This is a genomic window from Novosphingobium sp. ERN07, from assembly GCF_012641335.1.
GTDB lineage: Bacteria > Pseudomonadota > Alphaproteobacteria > Sphingomonadales > Sphingomonadaceae > Novosphingobium.
The window spans coordinates 461,829-478,753 of the sequence record NZ_JABAID010000002.1; the positions used below are offsets into that span (position 1 = coordinate 461,829).

Consider the following 16,925-nt stretch of genomic DNA (forward strand, 5'->3'; position numbering starts at 1 on the left):
AGGTGGCGGAACATGCACGATTCGTCGCAAGGATGGTCCGCCACGCTTGCAGGTGTGACGCAACGCATACATTTTGCGAGACCAAGGACGGTAAACCGGGGTCTCGCAGAATGGTTCCTGAGCGGCGCAAATTTTTAGGCGCCATGATTGCTACGGCTGGCAGCGCGATGGTGGGCGGACCGCTCGGCAGCGCGCCCGCATTTGCGATCACGCCGGTGCGCGAACCGGAAGTCTCTCCCTTCGCCCACCCCACCCGCCCGCTGATTGTGCAGCGCGCGGCGGCGGCGCTGGATGCGCATGGCGCGCACATTCGCAACCGCGATCTCGTAGGCTTGGTCGATTTCTCCAAGGCATCGCGCGAGGCACGGTTTCATCTGATCGATATCGAGGGTGGCAAAGTGCTGTCTTCGCACCTCGTTTCGCACGGGTCCGGCTCGGACCCGGCGAACAGCGGTTGGGTGCAGCGGTTTTCCAATCGCTACGGCTCCTATGCCTCAAGCCCCGGGGCATTTCTGACGGGCGCGGCCTATAGCGGCAAGCATGGTCGTTCCCGGCGGCTGATCGGGCTGGAAGACGAAAACAGCGCGGCGATGGAACGTGGAATCGTGATCCACGCCGCCAGCTATGTCAGCGACGAGATGGCGCAAACACAAGGGCGCATCGGGCGCAGCCAAGGGTGCTTTGCCTTTTCAGACAAGGACATAGATGGCGTTCTTGCAAGACTGGGCGAAGGACGGCTGCTCTACGCCGCGAAATGATCAGCCGCTGAAACCGGCGCGGCAGGCTTCGGCCAAGGGGCTGCGCTGTTCTACCAGATCGAATCTTTCACGCGTCGCGATCAGGCCCAGAGTGCGGCGGAAATCGTAGTCCGCTAGCGGCACTGCCACCACACCTTCTCGCGCAAGCGACTGCGGTGCAGTTGTCACACCCATCCCTGCGCGGACCATCTCGATGCAGCGATCATCGTTGGTCGAGCGCAGGAAGAACGGCGGGCGCACGCCGCGTTGGGTGAACCATCGGCTTGTTTCGCCCAGCACCTCGCAGGAGCGGCGGGCGATCATGGTTTCGGCGGCAACATCGCGCGCATCAAGCAGGGCTGCTGTGGCAAGCGGATGGTCTGCGGGCATCAGCAGGCGATAGCCTTCATCAAGCAACGGCAGCGAAGGCCTGTCTGCATCTTCGGGGCGTAGCAGGGTGATCGCGGCATCGATCTGCCCTTCCCCCAACTTGCGGCGCAGTTCCGCATCGGTGCCTTCGAACAGCGCAAGCGGTTGCGCACCAGTCCATCGGCGGACGGTGGCTGAGAGCATCGACGTGGCGATCGAAGGGAGCGCACCAAGGCGCAGAGGCTTAAGCGGCGCAGGCACATCGGCAAATGCGGCTTCGGCGGCGCGAAATTCGCGTTCTATCGCGCGGGCGTGATTGACGAGCCGCGCACCCGCATCGGTCAGCCGGACCTGCCTGCGTTCGCGCAGGAACAGTCTTGCACCGGCGAGACGTTCCAGTTCTGCAATCGCAGCGGACAGCGTGGGCTGGGAAATGGCCAGACGCTCTGCCGCGCGGGTGAAGTTCCCGGTTTCGACAACTGCCAGAAACTGCCGGAGGTGCGCACGCTTCATCATAGAAAAAACCTATCGCAAACCGCGATATAAATCAATTTTGAGCGAAGGTTTTATGATGGTAAGCTTTGCTTCGAAAAGTTTGCGAGAGGATGCCCACAATGCGCGCCACGCCCGATTTCGACTTTGGCCTGACCGAAAGCGCGATGATGATCCGCGAGGCGGCAGGCCGCTTTGCCGATGAACAGATCGCGCCGCTGGCTGCGGAGATCGACCGAAACGATCGCTTCCCTCGCGAATTGTGGGAGCCGATGGGCGCGCTCGGCCTGCATGGCATCACGGTGGAGGAAGAATTCGGCGGACTGGGCCTGGGCTATCTGGACCACGTGATCGCGGTGGAAGAAGTGAGCCGGGCGAGCGGGGCTGTCGGCCTGTCCTATGGCGCGCATTCCAATCTTTGCGTCAACCAGATCCGGCGCTGGGGCAATGAAGATCAGAAGGCGAAATACCTGCCGAAGCTGATTTCGGGCGAGCATGTGGGTTCGCTGGCGATGTCGGAAGCGGGCGCGGGATCGGACGTGGTCTCGATGAAGCTGCGGGCGGAACCTGTGGCAGGTGGATTCCGGCTCAACGGCACCAAGTTCTGGATCACCAACGGCACCTATGCCGATACGCTGGTGGTCTATGCCAAGACATCGCCCGAAGCGGGCAGCCGCGGCATCACCGCGTTCCTGATCGAAAAGGACATGGCCGGTTTTTCCATTGGCCAAAAGATCGACAAGATGGGCCTGCGCGGGTCACCCACGTGCGAGCTGGTGTTCGACGATTGCTTTGTGCCGGAAGAAAACGTGATGGGGCCACTGCACGGCGGCGTGGGCGTGCTGATGAGCGGGCTGGATTATGAGCGCGTGGTGCTGGCGGGGATGCAGATCGGCATCATGCAGGCCTGCCTTGACACCGTGATCCCCTATGTGCGGGAGCGCAAGCAGTTCGGTCAACCGATTGGCACGTTCCAGCTTATGCAGGCGAAAGTGGCGGACATGTATGTCGCCATCCAATCTGCGCGGGCCTATGTCTATGCCGTGGCCAAGGCGTGCGATGCAGGGCAGACGACGCGCTTCGACGCAGCAGGTGCGATCCTGCTAGCCAGCGAGAACGCCTTCCGCGTTTCGGGCGAGGCCGTGCAGGCACTGGGCGGCGCGGGATATACCAAGGACTGGCCGGTGGAACGCTATCTGCGCGATGCGAAGCTGCTGGACATCGGCGCAGGAACCAATGAAATCCGTAGGATGCTGATCGGCAGGGAGCTGATCGGCGCGCGATAAAAGCAACTGCGGAGAGAATGATGCGCCTGAAGACGATCCCTGCCTATGTGGCCATTGCCTGTTTTGCCCTGGCTGGCCTTGGCCAACCCGCGATGGCGCGGGTGGAAAAAACGACCGTTCACGGCGCTTCCTTGGAAGGTAACCTTGAGGGCAATTCGGCTGACCGCACTGTCTATGTTTTTCTGCCCTACAGCTATGACAAGGCGAAGGGCCGTCGTTACCCGGTGGTCTATTTCCTGCACGGCTACAACTCTACGGCAGACCAATATGTCGAACGGACCGATTTCGAAGCTGCCTTGAAAGCCGCAGGCGCGGAAGTGATCGTCGTGGTGCCCGACAGCATGACCAAGTGGGGCGGATCGATGTATTCGAATTCGCCCACAGTGGGGAACTTCGAGGATTTCATCGCCAACGATCTGGTGGCGTGGACCGATAAGACTTTTCGAACCGTGGCGAGCAGAGAGGCGCGCGGCCTTTCCGGGCATTCGATGGGTGGCTACGGCACGCTAAAGCTGGGCATGAAGCGGCCCGACGTGTTCGGCGCGCTCTATGCGATGAACCCGTGCTGCCAGATTCCGCGCCCTGCATCGTCCGCAGACCCGAAGTATGAAAGCTGGACGGTGGATCAGGCGCTGACGGCAGACTGGATGAGCCGGGGCAACTTTGCCGTGGCGGCGGCATGGTCACCCAACCCCGGAAAGCCGCCGTTCTTTGCCGATCTTGGCACCAGCGAAGGCAAGGTCAACGATCTGGTGATCGCCAAGTGGGCGGCCAATTCGCCCGTCGCAATGGCATCGCAATACCTGCCCGCGCTGCGGCGGATGAGCGGCATCGCCATCGACACAGGCGATACGGATTTCGTCCGGGCTGACGATGAACTGATCCATGAAACGCTGACTCGCTTCGGCATAGCGCACGACTGGGAAATCTATGTCGGCGACCACGGCAACCGGGTGAGGGAACGGTTCGGCACGCATGTGCTGCCATTCTTCGCCAAGCATCTGAAAGGCAGCAGACGTTGAGCGCACCGGTTTTATCAAGCAATGTCGACCTTTCGTCGGAACAGGCGCAGGCGCGCGCGGCGCATAACCGCGCGCTGGCGCAAGAGCTTCGGGCGAAGGTCGCCAAGGCGGCGCTTGGCGGCGATGAGCGCAGCCGCGAACGGCACGTTTCGCGCGGGAAGCTGCTGCCGCGTGACCGGGTGGAGCGGCTGCTCGATCCCGGTTCGCCCTTTCTGGAAGTCGGCCAACTTGCAGCCAATGGCATGTATGGCGATGAAGTGCCAGGCGCAGGGATCATTGCTGGCGTGGGCCGGGTTTCGGGCCGCCAATGCATGATCTTTGCCAACGATGCGACGGTCAAGGGCGGCACATACTTCCCGATGACGGTGAAGAAGCACTTGCGCGCGCAGGAAATCGCACAGGAAAACCGACTGCCCTGCGTCTATCTGGTGGACAGCGGCGGGGCGAACCTGCCCAATCAGGCCGAGGTTTTCCCCGACCGCGATCACTTCGGGCGGTTCTTCTATAATCAGGCAAACATGAGTGCGCTGGGCATTCCGCAGATTGCCAGCGTTATGGGATCGTGCACGGCTGGTGGTGCCTATGTTCCGGCGATGAGCGATGAATCCGTGATCGTGAAGGAACACGGCACGATCTTTCTTGCCGGACCGCCGCTGGTGAAAGCTGCGACGGGCGAGGAGATTACGGCAGAGGCGCTGGGTGGCGGCGATCTGCACGCGCGCAAGAGCGGCGTAGTGGATCATCTTGCCGACAATGACGAACACGCGCTGACGATCGTGCGCGATATCATTTCGCATCTGGGTAGCGTGAATGCGCCTGAGGCCCCCGCCTTCGCGGGGGTGCAGGAGCCGTTGTATCCGGCCGAAGACCTCTATTCGATCATCCCCGAAGACGTGCGCGCACCTTATGACGTGCATGAGGTTATCGCGCGGATCGTGGATGGCAGCGAGTTTCACGAGTTCAAGGCGATGTATGGCAGCACACTGGTTTGCGGCTTTGCGCATATCTGGGGCAAGCCGGTGGCGATCCTTGCCAACAACGGGGTACTGTTTTCGGAAAGCGCACAGAAAGGCGCGCACTTCATCGAACTGGCGTGCCAGCGCAAGATACCGTTGCTGTTCCTGCAGAACATCTCGGGCTTCATGGTCGGCGGGAAGTACGAGGCCGAGGGCATTGCCAAGCACGGCGCGAAGCTGGTGACGGCCGTGGCGACGGCGCAAGTGCCGAAGCTGACCGTGCTGATCGGCGGCAGCTTTGGCGCAGGCAATTATGGCATGTGCGGGCGCGCCTATCAGCCGAGGTTCCTGTTCACCTGGCCTAACGCGCGGATCAGCGTGATGGGCGGGGAACAGGCGGCTTCTGTATTGGCCACCGTCCACCGCGATGCGGACAAGTGGACACCGGAAGAGGCCGAGGCGTTCAAGGCTCCGGTGCGGCAGAAGTATGAGGATGAGGGCAACCCCTATTACGCCACGGCGCGGCTGTGGGATGATGGAGTGATCGATCCGGTGCAGACGCGGGATGTGCTGGGGCTGGCGCTGGATGTGTGTTTGCAGGAACCGATAGCGGAGGCGCCCCGGTTCGGGGTGTTTCGGATGTGACCAACCTAACCGAATTCGCACAGCAATGGATAGACGACTGGAACAGTCACGTTCTTGAAAGGGTACTTGACCACTACAGCGAGGACGCAGAGTTTCGCTCGCCATTTGCGGAAAAACGAACTGGCAACGGAATCGTCAAAGGAAAGGCGGCGCTGCGAAACTCTTGGGGACCAGCGTTTGCGCTTCGACCAAATCTTAAATTCACCCTGAAAAATTGTTTTGTTGGGCATCGCACACTGGCGATCCACTACTCGGACGAACTTGGCCGTGAAGTCATAGAAACACTGGTTTTTGACGAAAATGGAAAAGCCACTTTTGGAAGTGGGTGTTACGCATGATCAAATCACTCCTCATCGCCAATCGTGGCGAAATCTCCTGCCGCGTTATTCGCACCGCTCGCAACATGGGCATCCGCACGGTGGCAGTCTATTCCGATGCTGATCGCAATGCGCTGCATGTACGCTCTGCTGATGAAGCGGTGCATATTGGCCCCTCGCCCGCGCGGGAGAGCTATCTTTGCGGGGACAAGATCATCGCTGCGGCCAAAGCTACCGGGGCTGAGGCGATCCATCCGGGCTATGGGTTTCTTTCAGAGAACGCCGAATTTGCGCAGGCCGTGATCGATGCCGGGTTGGTGTGGGTGGGGCCGAAGCCTGCTTCGATCACCGCGATGGGGCTTAAGGATGCCGCAAAGGCACGCATGATCGCGGCGGGGGTGCCGGTGACGCCGGGTTATCTGGGCGAGGATCAATCGCCCGAACGGTTGCAAGCCGAGGCTGATGCGATTGGCTATCCGGTGCTGATCAAGGCGGTGGCCGGTGGCGGCGGCAAGGGGATGCGGCGGGTGGAAAGCTCAGCCGACTTTGCGGAAGGTCTGGCGTCATGCCGTCGAGAGGCGGCGTCTTCGTTCGGCGATGATCGGGTGCTGATCGAGAAATACATCCTCTCGCCCCGGCACATCGAGGTCCAAGTGTTTGGCGACAGCCACGGCAATGTCGTCCACCTATTCGAACGCGATTGTTCATTGCAGCGGCGGCACCAGAAGGTGATCGAAGAGGCCCCTGCCCCCGGCATGAATGAAGCTACGCGCGAGGCGGTGTGCGGCGCGGCGGTGCGCGCGGCCAAGGCGGTGGACTATGAAGGCGCGGGCACCATCGAATTCATCGCTGACGGATCGGAAGGCCTGCGCGCGGACCGCATCTGGTTCATGGAAATGAACACGCGGTTGCAGGTAGAGCATCCGGTGACCGAGGAGATCACCGGCGTCGATCTGGTGGAATGGCAGTTGCGCGTGGCTTCGGGCGAGGCGTTGCCCAAGCGGCAGGATGAGCTGAGCATCAACGGCTGGGCGATGGAAGCGCGGCTCTATGCGGAGGATCCGGCGAAGGGGTTTTTGCCGAGCGTGGGGCGGTTGGAGCATCTGCGTCTTCCAACAGAGTTGCATCCACGCGAGTGGGTCGATCACCTGGGTGAGCGCCACGAGGTTGAGCGCAGCTATGGAAAGCGCGCCCGGATCGACACTGGCGTTACCGAGGGCGATACGATTTCGCCGTTTTATGATCCCATGATCGCCAAGGTGATCTGGCATGACGAAGACCGGACGATGGCTGCTATCGGTCTAAGTTCGGCACTCCAGCAGCTTGAAATCTGGCCTGTGCAGCACAATGCCCAATTTGTTGCTTCGCTCCTGCAAAGTCCGGCCTTTGTGAAGGGGCAAGTCCACACTGGCTTCATCGAACAGCATTGGAGTGTCGATCAGCTACTGACCGAGGCTAGTGAGCCCGATTGCGCCTTTGCTGCTCAAGAACTGGTCGAGATGTACGACCGTGGTGGCCCGACTGGCTTTCGGCTCAATGCGAGTCCGACCCATGAGGTCATGCTGACGGTAAATGGCAAGCCTGCAGTTGGAGATTACAGAGCAAGATACTCGCCGTCGCTTCGGAGCATGTATAGCGTTGAACGCGCCGACGATGAGGCTGTTTTTGTCTCGATATTCGGATTTACAGGACGATACACTGCTCGCGAAGTTCGTGGCAGCTCCATTCACGGCCCACAGGACGGCGCGATCCTCTCGCCCATGCCCGGCAAGGTCATTTCCGTCGATGTGGCGGCGGGGCAGTCCGTCACCAAGGGGCAGAAGTTGCTGGTGCTGGAAGCCATGAAGATGGAGCATGCCTTGACGGCTCCGTTCGATGGCGTGGTGGCCGAGTTGAACGCGGTTGCAGGCGCGCAGGTGCAGGTTGAAGCGCTGTTGGTGCGGATTGAGAAGGCGGATTGATCCTCCCCGATCCGGGGAGGGGGACCATGCGAAGCATGGTGGAGGGGAACTCGGCAGGCGCGGTGTTTTGGGGATAGCCCCCTCCACCACCGCTGTGCTTCGGTCCCCCTCTCCTTGCAGGGGAGGACTTTATGGCAGGGCGGTACTTCGATCAGTGGCAGGTGGGCGACACCATCGCGCATGAAATCCGGCGCACGGTGACCGAGACGGACAATCTGCTGTTCTCCACCATGACGCACAACCCGCAGCCGCTACACATTGATGCCGAAGCAGCCAAAGCCAGCGAGTTTGGGCAGATACTGGTCAACGGGACGTTCACCTTTGCGCTGATGGTGGGGCTTTCGGTGGGGGACACTACGCTGGGCACGCTAGTGGCGAACCTTGGCTATGACAAACTGGTGATGCCCGCGCCGGTGTTCATCGGTGACACCATGCGCGCGACGAGCGAAGTGGTGGAACTGCGCGCCAGCAAATCGCGGCCCGATGCCGGGATCGTGACGTTCCGGCACGAACTCATAAACCAGCGCGGCGAAGTGGTGTGCCGGTGCCTGCGTTCGGCCTTGCTCAAGATTTCACCAGACGCTGCCTGAAGGCTTCGCGCAGCCAGTTCTGTGCTGGGCCACCGGGGCAATCGCGCCGCCATAGGGCGTGGAAGCGATAGGCCATGCCGGGCCATTCGGGGATCGTCAGGCGCTTTAAGCGGCCAGAGGTTAGATCGCTGTCGATCAGGTGCAGCGGCATATTGCCCCAACCGATGCCTTCGCGCATCAGCGCATGGCGCGCGCCGAGATCGCCCAGCCGCCAGGTGCTGGCGGAAAAGACCGAGAAATCGCGCCCTTCGGTGAGTTTGGAACGGTCCGTCAGGACAAGCTGGCGGTGCTTGCGCGCTTCCCCCGGCGGGATCATCTCCATACGCGCGAGGGGATGATCGGGCGCGGCGACGGGGACGAGATCGACCTCGCCAATCGCTTCGCGTTCAAGATCGGGCATCGCGACGAGTTCCGGGCCGCCAATGCCAAGTTGCGCCTCCCCATCGACCACAAGCCCGGCGATGGCCCCCAATGCCTCCACATGGAGGCGCAGCAGGACGGTGGGGAACAAGTCCTGAAATTCCCGCAGGGTCGCGGCGAGCAGCGGCGTGGGGAACATCACGTCGATGGCAAGGCCAAGTTCGGCCTCTAGCCCCTGATTGAAGTTGCGCACGCCGGACAGCAAGGCATCAACATTATCGGCAACCGCCCGCGCCTGCGCCAGCATCGCCTTGCCCGCAGGCGTGAGTACGGGCCTCTTCGATCCCTCACGATCAAACAGGGTCACGCCCAACTGGCTTTCAAGCGTGACGATGCCGTAGCTGACGACAGAGATCGCCCGCCCCAGCTTTCGCGCGGCGGCGTTGAAGCTGCCTTCGTCGACCACGGCGAGGAACAGGCGAAGCTGATCGAGAGTTGGCTGCCCGATGTCCAAATCCGCACCTTTCAATTTATTCGAACATTCTGATTTATTTTATCGGGATATTCCGAACGAACTGCAAGGCCTATGTCCTTCTCATCAGGGCGCGACATGATCGCCCGACCGGAGAAATCGCCATGACCCAGACTGCTATCAAAGCGCACATTGAACTGCGGCCTTTTGCCTCGCTCGGCGCGGCTAATCACGGTTGGCTTGATGCGCATCACCACTTTTCGTTTTCGGAGTACCACGATCCCGCCCGTGTCCACTGGGGCGCTCTGCGGGTGTGGAATGATGATCGCATCGCCCCGCAAACCGGCTTTCCCACCCACCCGCACAGCGACATGGAAATCGTGACCTATGTGACAAAGGGCGCGATCACGCACCGCGACAGCCTGGGCAACGAAGGCCGCACCGAAGCGGGCGACGTTCAGGTCATGTCCGCCGGGACCGGCATTCGCCATTCGGAATACAATCTGGAAGACGAGGAGACTCGCCTTTTCCAGATCTGGATCATCCCCGACCGTCGTGGCCACGCGCCTAGCTGGGGTGCCCGCCCCTTCCCCAAGGACAGCCGGGAAGGCGCATTCGTGCCACTGGCATCGGGCATTGTCGGAGATAGCGACGTGCTGACCATCAACGCGAACGCCCGCGTTCTGGGCGCCACCGTAAAGGCCGGTGAGACGGTACGCTATGCACTGACCGAAGATCGCCATGCATACCTCGTCCCCGCCAAGGGCAAGGTGCGCATCGGTGATGTGGAAGCCAATGCCCGCGATGGCGTGGCGATCACAGGAGTGAATGAGATTGTCGTTATCGCTCTTGAAGATGCCGAACTCGTGCTGGTCGACGCAGCCTGACCATGACTGAAATTTTTCCACACATTCCGCAATCACGACTTTTGCAAAGGACCGATCCCATGACATCCATCACACTGGATGCTGCCCGCGCATCATCCTCGCCATCTGACTTTCTGGCCGTTGCAGGGCGAGTTCTGCTGGCAGCGATCTTTGTGCTGAGTGGCGCGTCGAAGCTGGCAGACCCGGCTGGCACCATCACCTATATCGAAAGTGCCGGGCTGCCGCTGGCAACGTTTGCCTATGCCGCAGCCGTGGCGGTGGAACTGGTCGGTGGCTTGCTGCTGATCGCCGGATACCAGACCCGCATCGTCGCTTCGGCCATCGCGGCATTCAGCCTTGCCGCGGCGTTCAACTTCCATGCCAACCTTGCTGACCAGAACCAGTTCATTCACTTCTTCAAGAATGTGGCGATGGCCGGTGGCCTGTTGCAGGTTGCCGCGTTTGGCTCTGGCCGGTTCGGTTTCGACCACCGCTGAAACGTCCCCCCGCAGGCCGGAGCGCTTGACCGCTCCGGCCTCACCTGTCTTTCTCTCCACCTCTCCAAGGAGTATCCCATGACCCGTACCGCTTCCCCCAAGGTTCTGCCGCTGATCGTAGACCGCTGGAGCCCGCGCGCTTTTGATGGCTCCGCTGTGCCGCAGGCAGACCTTGACGTGATCTTCGAAGCGGCTGGCCTTGCTGCCAGCGCCTATAACTATCAGCCGTGGCGCTTTGCCTTTGCGCACAAGGGCGATGCCAATTTCGATGCCTTCCTTTCAGCGCTGGTGCCGTTCAACCAGAGCTGGGCCAAGGAAGCGGGCGTGCTGGTATTCGCTGTGTCGGACGAATTCATGCGCAGCGACAAGGGCAACAACCCGAACCACAGCCACAGCTTCGACACGGGCGCAGCGTGGGCCAGCGCAGCGCTTCAGGCGATGCACATGGGCTATCACACCCACGGCATGACCGGGGTGGACTTTGCCAAGGCCGCCGAAGTGCTGAACGTGCCCGAAGGCTATCGCGTGGAAATGGCCTTCGTGATCGGCAAACAGGGCGATGTGAAGCAACTGCCTGAGATGCTGCAGGAACGTGAAGTGGTGAGCGACCGCAAGCCGGTGAGCGACATTGCGTTTGCGGGGCCGTTTACAGCTTAACGCACAAGTGGCGCTGCCTGCGCGTTTTCGCTAGGGCGGCGCCATGCTTCGTATCAATGAACTGAAACTGCCTCTCGATCATGCCGCCGACGATCTGCCGGTGGCGATTTGCGCGCGGCTGGGGATTGAGGCCGCAGACCTCGAACGATTCCAGATTTTCCGGCGCGGCAACGATGCGCGCAAGAAGCACGCGATCCTGCTGACCTATGTGGTTGATTGCGTGGTGCGCAATGAAGCCGACGTGCTGGCGAGGTTGGCCGGTGACCAGAACGTGAAGCCCACGCCTGATACATCCTACAAGTTTGCCGTCATGGCTCCCGCTGGCTGGGATGGCGAACGCCCGGTGGTCATCGGTGCGGGGCCATGCGGATTGCTGGCGGCGCTGATCCTTGCACAGATGGGATTGAAGCCCATCATCATTGAGCGCGGCAAGGCCGTGCGCGAGCGTACGAAGGACACCTGGGGCCTTTGGCGGCGTTCGGTGCTGGAGCCGGAATCGAACGTGCAGTTCGGCGAAGGCGGCGCGGGCACATTTTCGGACGGCAAGCTCTACAGCCGGATCAAGGATCCGCGCCATCTGGGCCGCAAGGTGCTGGTAGAGTTCGTAAAAGCGGGCGCGCCTGACGATATCCTGACCGAAGCGCATCCGCACATCGGCACGTTCCGCCTCGTCACGATGGTGATGTCGATGCGCGAGACGATAGAAAGCCTTGGCGGTGAATATCGCTTTCAGACGCGGGTTGAGGATTTCGAGATCGAAACCGGCGCGGATGGTGGCCGGCAACTTGCGGGTCTCCACCTTTCCGACGGATCATTCCTGCCCGCGCGCCATGTGATCATGGCGGTTGGGCATTCGGCACGCGATACCTTTCAGGTGTTGTTCGACCGGGGTGTGCATGTGGAGGCAAAGCCCTTTGCCATAGGTGTGCGCATCGAACATCCGCAAAGCTGGATCGACAAGGCGCGATACGGCCCCAGCGCGGGCAACGAAATCTTGGGGCCTGCGGCCTATTCGATATCGCACACCTGCAAGAACGGGCGCACCGTCTATTCGTTCTGCATGTGCCCCGGTGGGCGCGTGGTCGCGGCGACGAGCGAGGAAGGCCGCGTCGTGACCAATGGCATGAGCCAGTATTCGCGCGCGGAGTTCAATGCCAATTCGGGCATCGTCGTGGATATCGATCCGAACCGCGATTATCCCGGCGGGCCGATGGCAGGCATTGCCTTCCAACGCCATTGGGAAAGCCTTGCCTTCGAAGCCGGTGGACGAAACTACATGGCACCGGGACAGAAACTGGGCGATTTTCTGGCCGACCGCCCTTCGACTCAATTTGGCGAGGTGATTCCCAGCTACAAGCCGGGCGTCCACCTGACCGAACTGAAAAAATGCCTGCCCGATTTCGTGATCGAATCCATCCGCGAGGCTCTGCCCGCTTTCGGGCGCATGGTGCCGGGCTATGACAATTCAGATGTGGTGATGACCGGCGTGGAAACGCGCACATCCTCGCCCGTGCGCTTCACGCGCGGGAAGGACTGTCAGAGCCTTAACACGCGGGGGCTTTATCCTGCGGGTGAAGGCGCAGGATATGCTGGCGGCATCCTTTCGGCGGCTGTCGATGGGATCAAGGTGGCAGAGGCGCTGGCCGCCGAAGTGCTGAAGTGAGCGGCCACACTTTCGATGCCATCGTGATCGGTGCGGGCGCGGCGGGGCTGATGGCCGCGCTTACGGCCGGGCAGCGCGGGCGGCGGGTGCTGCTGGTCGATCATGCCGATGAGCCGGGGAAGAAAATCCTGATCTCCGGCGGCGGGCGTTGCAATTTTACCAACATTCACACGGCGGCAGATCGCTACATTTCGGAAAATCCGCATTTCGCGCGGTCTGCGCTGGCACGCTATACGCCTGCGGACTTTCTCGAAATGGTGAACCGCCACGGTATTGCGTGGCACGAAAAGACGCTGGGGCAACTGTTCTGCGACCGGTCTGCCCGGCAGATCGTGGACATGCTTATGGCCGAATGCCGTGACGGTGGTGTGCAGTTTGCTTTCGGCCAGCCCGTTTCGGCGCTCGATCATGCGGACGGGCAGTTTCGCGTGATGCTTGACGGGCAAGAGCGCAGCGCGCCTGCGCTGGTGCTGGCAACGGGCGGGCTTTCGATCCCCAAGATGGGCGCGACCGGCTTTGCTATGGACGTGGCGCGGCGTTTTGGCCTGCCGGTGGTGCAGACCCGCCCTGCCCTTGTCCCGTTTACACTGGGTGAGGATGAAGCGCTGTTCCGCTCTCTTTCGGGCGTATCCGCCGATGTCGTGACCCGCTGGGGCAAGGCCGCGTTTCGGGAGGCGGCGCTGTTCACGCACAAGGGCCTGTCCGGCCCGGCGATGCTGCAGATTTCTTCCTACTGGCAGCACCGCACGCCGATCACCGTGGATTTTCTGCCGGACGAATTGCCAGACTGGCTAATAGAGGAAAAGCGCGCACGACCAAAAGCAGGATTGCGTTCAGCGCTGGCGCGGCGTTTGCCTGAAAGACTGGCTGAAACGCTGGCGGGCCGGATCGCTCTTGATGGTGAGCTTGGTTCTTGCCGCGATGCAGCCTTGCGTAGTGCGCAAGAGCAACTGGCGCGCTGGCCGTTCCATCCCAACGGCACGGAAGGCTATGCCAAGGCCGAAGTCATGGCCGGGGGCATTTCAACCAAGGCTTTGTCGCAAAAAACGATGGCGGCCACGAAGGTGCCGGGCCTTCATGCCATTGGCGAGGCCGTTGACGTGACCGGATGGCTCGGCGGCTACAACTTCCAGTGGGCATGGGCCAGTGGCCGCGCGGCGGGCGAAGCGCTCTAATCCCCTATCAAATCAAGATAGGCGACCACGTCGTTGTCCGTGGCGATAAACAAGCCTTCCTGCACATCTTGAGGCTGGGCTGCGGCGATTTCCAACGCACGATGAAGCGGGCCGTAGAGCAGCGTTTCCGCCGCCCCTCCTTCGGGGCCATCGGAAAGGTGATAGAGCCTGACACTGACTTCATCGTGGGTCGTGCGCATAGAAAGGGTCTTGGCAGAAGCGGTTACCGGTGTCACGCTTAAGGTAATCTCGCCATGCTGTGATTTTGATCACACGTCGGCAAAAAACCAATTTTTCGTGCTTTCATCGAAACTTAATTGGACTATTCGTTGCGTGTAGTCGACTTGGCCGACAAAATGACCATAGGCAAAACCTGCAAATGCAGCGCAATATCGCTGTGATCGTGTGCGCCGCTGGCGCCATTGGGCGGGTTTCGGGGGAAACGGGTTTGATGTTTGAATACGCACGAGGCGGAGCAAAATCTGCGTCACAATCGAATGCGTGCATTCCTGTAAGGGAAAATGCACAGTCGTGCATTCGGTCAGGAGCCGTCGTTTCGTGACATCACTTCGCATCAAGCTATGGTTTGCGTTGTTGTTCGTCATCGCCCTTGTTGTGGGGCCTGCACTGGTTGCATCGCACGCAATCCGCATGGTCAGCGCGCATTTTGAGTTAAGCGATGCTTCCACCCAATCGCTGAACGCGCTGCAGCGGCTTGCCGTGTTGGGATATACGGTGCAGCAGGAACGCTTCACCGATCCAAGCGCATTCCTTGAAGAACGCGATAGCTATATCGACGGGGTGCGAGCGCACGTTTTGAACGCCGACCGCTACCTCAACAACGAAATCAGGTTGTTGAGCAAAACGCCATTGCCACCTGAACGCCGCGCTGCTGCCATCAAGGAAGAAATGAACCAGCGCGAGCAATTGCAACTGATTGGCACGCATTTGGAGCGGGCGCTGCTGGGCGATGGCAAAGACACACAGTGGGAAGACTACGCCCTCAAGGCTATCAGCGTTGAAGAACGCGAGGTCAAGACGACCAAGCGCGTTGCGACCGAAGTGTTCGAAGGCGTTATCTGGACGCTGCTAGGCACGTCTGTTTTTGTTGGTCTGCTCGGTGTGCTTGGTGTGTTGTGGGCCCAACGCAAGATGATCCGTCCGCTGGGCAATCTGTGGCGCAGCACCCAGACGATTGCCGAGGGTGATTACACCCAGCGCACGCCATTGATCGGCACCAGCGAGTTTCGCGCTATCGCAAACAGTTTCAACGCGATGGCGGAAAAAATCGAAACATCCGCAACGGCAATGCAGCAGGCGAACGATGAACTGGAACGGGCGGTTGCCCGCAGAACGCACGAACTGGCCTCAACCAATCGCTCGCTGGAACGCGCCAACCGATTGCGGCAGCAGTTCCTTGCTGATGCGAGCCATGAATTGCGCACGCCGCTTTCTATCATGCGCAGTGAAGCCGAAATCACTTTGCGCAATGGCGATGCCTCGCCTGACGAATTGCGCGTGGGGCTGAATCGGGTGGTCCGCGTTTCGACGCTGATGGGCGAAATTATCGAAGACATGCTCCAGATCGCAAGAGCGGAAGAACCGTTGCTGCAGACGAGCATTGCGCCGATGGATGCTGCCGCTGCGGTGCAGACCTGTGTAGAGGATTTCCGCCGGGTCATCGAAGCCGATGGCGGACGGATCACCTTGAAACACCCCCTTGAATCCTTGACCGTCGAAGGCGACGAGACGCGACTGAAACAAGTGATCCGCATCGTTGTAGACAACGCCGTTTGTTATTCGTCAGATGCGCCGCAAGTGGACGTGACCGTGGCGGCGGAGGAAGGCGAAGCGGTTATCACCGTGACCGACCGAGGCAACGGGATTGCTGCGGAGGATATCCCGCATCTGTTTCAGCGCTTTCGCCGCGGCGGTCGCAAGGGGCGAGTTGGCGAGGGACAAACGTTACACAACGGGCAAGGTCTTGGCCTTTCAATCGCCCGATCGATGATGGAGACGATGGGCGGCACGATCAGCCTATCCAGCCGCCTTTACGAAGGAACTACAGTTTCGATCCGCCTGCCCCTTATGTCTAACGCCGATTTGGCGCATGGAACCGTGTCATGAAATTGCTGATCATCGAGGATGAAGTCGAACTGGCAGGCGTGCTTCATCGCGGCCTTTCGAAAGAAGGCAGCACGGTTACGCTGGCGACCGATGGCAGCACAGGCATCGAACTGGCGTGCAGTGTCTCGTTCGATTTCATTCTGCTGGACATCAACCTGCCCGACCGGAACGGCTTCGAAGTGTGCGAAACCTTGCGCGAAACGGGCGTGACCACGCCGATTATCATGGTCACTGCACGCGATGATGTGGCCGACCGCATTCGTGGACTAAAAAGCGGCGCAGACGATTATCTTGCAAAGCCGTTTGCCTTCGAGGAATTGCTGGCGCGCATGGATGCCATTACGCGCCGGATCGAACGCCCTGCCGTCCGCGCCGGGCATCCTGACGGCAGGATAACCGTAGGCGATCTGCACTTCGACCCGCGCACAATGACCCTGACCCGAAGCGGTACACCGGTTCAACTGACCGTCAAGGAAATGGGCGTTTTGCGACTGCTGATGGAAGCGCCGGGATCGGTGATCTCCCGCAGCGAAATCCTGAAAGCGGTATGGGGGATCGAAGATGATCCGCTGACGAATATCGTCGAGGTCTACCTCAGCCGCCTGCGCCGCAAACTGCACGCGCTTGGCCCACCGCTGGTCGAGAACGTGCGCGGCTTCGGCTATCGACTGATCGTATGAGGATAACGAAAAAGGGGAGCAGCGATGCGCTCCCCTTCTCCATTTGTAACGCA

Annotated in this window: 17 protein-coding genes; 14 read left to right on the plus strand and 3 right to left on the minus strand. The window is 60.7% G+C overall.

The genetic code is table 11. From position 1 onward, the window contains the following. Window positions 1-143 precede the first annotated feature (143 nt). Window positions 144-758, plus strand: coding sequence for a murein L,D-transpeptidase catalytic domain family protein (locus tag HGI47_RS05220; RefSeq protein WP_240949990.1), 615 nt, complete (start codon window positions 144-146; stop codon window positions 756-758). Here the strand turns inward: HGI47_RS05220 and HGI47_RS05225 are convergent, their stop codons facing one another. After that, a complete protein-coding gene (locus tag HGI47_RS05225; RefSeq protein ID WP_168851715.1) occupies window positions 759-1,619 on the minus strand; it encodes a LysR family transcriptional regulator in 861 nt (286 codons plus the stop codon). 101 nt (window positions 1,620-1,720) lie between these two features. Between HGI47_RS05225 and HGI47_RS05230 the strand changes: the two genes are divergently transcribed. The 6 genes from HGI47_RS05230 (at window position 1,721) to HGI47_RS05255 (ending at window position 8,375) form a co-directional block, all read left to right on the plus strand. Beyond that, complete coding sequence (locus HGI47_RS05230) at window positions 1,721-2,884, plus strand: isovaleryl-CoA dehydrogenase (protein WP_168851716.1); 1,164 nt, start codon at window positions 1,721-1,723, stop codon at window positions 2,882-2,884. A 20-nt stretch (window positions 2,885-2,904) separates the two neighbouring features. Further along, entirely contained in the window at window positions 2,905-3,906 is a 1,002-nt protein-coding gene (locus tag HGI47_RS05235) for an alpha/beta hydrolase family protein (protein WP_168851717.1), read from the plus strand. After that, the gene (locus tag HGI47_RS05240; RefSeq protein WP_168851718.1) at window positions 3,903-5,507 is read left to right on the plus strand and encodes a carboxyl transferase domain-containing protein; all 1,605 of its coding nucleotides are present in this window, start codon (window positions 3,903-3,905) and stop codon (window positions 5,505-5,507) included. Before HGI47_RS05235 ends, HGI47_RS05240 begins: the two co-directional genes overlap by 4 nt. Then, entirely contained in the window at window positions 5,504-5,845 is a 342-nt protein-coding gene (locus HGI47_RS05245; protein WP_168851719.1) for a nuclear transport factor 2 family protein, read from the plus strand. The genes HGI47_RS05240 and HGI47_RS05245 overlap by 4 nt, the downstream gene beginning before the upstream one ends. Next, the gene (locus HGI47_RS05250) at window positions 5,842-7,785 is read left to right on the plus strand and encodes an acetyl/propionyl/methylcrotonyl-CoA carboxylase subunit alpha (protein WP_168851720.1); all 1,944 of its coding nucleotides are present in this window, start codon (window positions 5,842-5,844) and stop codon (window positions 7,783-7,785) included. Before HGI47_RS05245 ends, HGI47_RS05250 begins: the two co-directional genes overlap by 4 nt. Before the next feature lie 131 nt (window positions 7,786-7,916). Beyond that, window positions 7,917-8,375 carry a MaoC family dehydratase gene (locus tag HGI47_RS05255; protein WP_168851723.1) on the plus strand — a complete coding sequence of 153 codons (459 nt, stop codon included), beginning with the start codon at window positions 7,917-7,919 and terminating at the stop codon, window positions 8,373-8,375. Here HGI47_RS05255 and HGI47_RS05260 read toward each other — a convergent pair. Beyond that, window positions 8,350-9,249, minus strand: a complete 900-nt coding sequence (locus HGI47_RS05260) for a LysR family transcriptional regulator (RefSeq protein WP_168851725.1) — start codon at window positions 9,247-9,249, stop codon at window positions 8,350-8,352. The two genes, HGI47_RS05255 and HGI47_RS05260, sit on opposite strands and share 26 nt — an antisense overlap. Window positions 9,250-9,371: 122 nt before the next feature. On the opposite strand from HGI47_RS05260, the gene HGI47_RS05265 reads away from it, so the two are divergent. The 5 genes from HGI47_RS05265 to HGI47_RS05285 all read left to right on the plus strand — a co-directional run bounded on the left by HGI47_RS05265 (window position 9,372) and on the right by HGI47_RS05285 (window position 14,065). Beyond that, window positions 9,372-10,094, plus strand: a complete 723-nt coding sequence (locus HGI47_RS05265; RefSeq protein WP_168851727.1) for a pirin family protein — start codon at window positions 9,372-9,374, stop codon at window positions 10,092-10,094. A 59-nt stretch (window positions 10,095-10,153) separates the two neighbouring features. Further along, complete coding sequence (locus HGI47_RS05270; RefSeq protein WP_168851728.1) at window positions 10,154-10,570, plus strand: DoxX family protein; 417 nt, start codon at window positions 10,154-10,156, stop codon at window positions 10,568-10,570. 78 nt (window positions 10,571-10,648) lie between these two features. After that, window positions 10,649-11,227 (plus strand): nitroreductase family protein, encoded by a 579-nt coding sequence (locus tag HGI47_RS05275; protein WP_168851730.1) that lies wholly within the window; start codon window positions 10,649-10,651, stop codon window positions 11,225-11,227. 43 nt (window positions 11,228-11,270) lie between these two features. Next, window positions 11,271-12,890, plus strand: a complete 1,620-nt coding sequence (locus HGI47_RS05280; RefSeq protein WP_168851732.1) for an NAD(P)/FAD-dependent oxidoreductase — start codon at window positions 11,271-11,273, stop codon at window positions 12,888-12,890. Beyond that, window positions 12,887-14,065 carry an NAD(P)/FAD-dependent oxidoreductase gene (locus tag HGI47_RS05285; protein ID WP_168851734.1) on the plus strand — a complete coding sequence of 393 codons (1,179 nt, stop codon included), beginning with the start codon at window positions 12,887-12,889 and terminating at the stop codon, window positions 14,063-14,065. The genes HGI47_RS05280 and HGI47_RS05285 overlap by 4 nt, the downstream gene beginning before the upstream one ends. On the opposite strand, the gene HGI47_RS05290 is transcribed toward HGI47_RS05285, so the two are convergent. Beyond that, complete coding sequence (locus tag HGI47_RS05290; RefSeq protein WP_168851735.1) at window positions 14,062-14,265, minus strand: hypothetical protein; 204 nt, start codon at window positions 14,263-14,265, stop codon at window positions 14,062-14,064. The genes HGI47_RS05285 and HGI47_RS05290 overlap by 4 nt on opposite strands. Window positions 14,266-14,623: 358 nt before the next feature. Here HGI47_RS05290 and HGI47_RS23035 point away from each other — a divergent pair, with 358 nt between their 5' ends. Both HGI47_RS23035 and HGI47_RS05300 read left to right on the plus strand, forming a co-directional pair. Continuing rightward, on the plus strand, window positions 14,624-16,192 hold the full coding sequence (locus HGI47_RS23035) for a HAMP domain-containing sensor histidine kinase (RefSeq protein ID WP_168851737.1): 1,569 nt from the start codon (window positions 14,624-14,626) through the stop codon (window positions 16,190-16,192). After that, complete coding sequence (locus tag HGI47_RS05300) at window positions 16,189-16,872, plus strand: response regulator transcription factor (RefSeq protein WP_168851739.1); 684 nt, start codon at window positions 16,189-16,191, stop codon at window positions 16,870-16,872. Before HGI47_RS23035 ends, HGI47_RS05300 begins: the two co-directional genes overlap by 4 nt. Window positions 16,873-16,925: the final 53 nt, after the last annotated feature.